Below are 835 nucleotides of genomic sequence, written 5' to 3' on the forward strand. Positions count from 1 at the left end.
AGTTGCATCTAGCAGTTTCTTAATCTCGCAACTGCTATAGCCTGTTTTGTCATGGATATCCTTTATAGAGAGCTCTTGATTTACATGCATTTGAAGACACAACTTCCGCTTAGCCAATGTTTTAGCTTTTTCCACGTCTTTACTCATTGAGTCCAAAGATGCATAAATACCTTGTAGCACCCAGGATTGATCTAAGACTGGAGGTTTGGGACCAATTTCACTTTTGTCCAACAAACGTTTTCTTTCATGCAAGAAGCGGCTTTGGACTTGTGGGAAAAGTGCTTTCGTCAAATTTTCCATAATATGGAATTTGTCTGCGACAACAGTTGCTGCAGGAAGAGCCTTCTTTATAGCCTTGATGTAACACTTGCCCCTATCGCGAGTGATGGTGGACACATGATGATAGAGGCTCAGGACTTCAGCGACCTTTTCGGAGTCTCTAGAATCAATCAATTCCAACACTTGACCAGTGTCATGATTGACGATGGCACTACCATACGAATAGCCTTTCCTTTTAGCAAAATCGTCTATACCAATGTTGGTTGCCGTCCTATCTGAAGCTAGTTTTATATTCTTGAGATGATTGATACATGTGTTGGGGCAGCAATGTATTCCCATATCCGACAATATTCTGGAAGCTGAGACTGATGACATCTGTAAGTGCACTTGGTTCATTAGTCTTGTACAGTCAATGGAAAATCTAGCATACTTGTTGAGCCAATCGGGCTGTTGCTCTGTAAAGAAATGACCATCGGCCTTACAGTGAAATTTACGCATATACAAAATCAGTGTAAAACGTTTTCCACCGAGCGGAGGCATGGTTACTTTCCTTTTT

1 protein-coding gene is annotated in these 835 nt (G+C 41.3%); it reads right to left on the reverse strand.

The features are described from left to right. Positions 1 to 819: transposase (locus RF638_RS16030; RefSeq protein WP_368842463.1), on the reverse strand; the 819-nt coding region annotated here is incomplete at its 3' end. Positions 820 to 835: the final 16 nt, after the last annotated feature.

This window comes from Kocuria sp. CPCC 205235, from assembly GCF_040980905.1.
Lineage (GTDB): Bacteria > Actinomycetota > Actinomycetes > Actinomycetales > Micrococcaceae > Kocuria > Kocuria carniphila.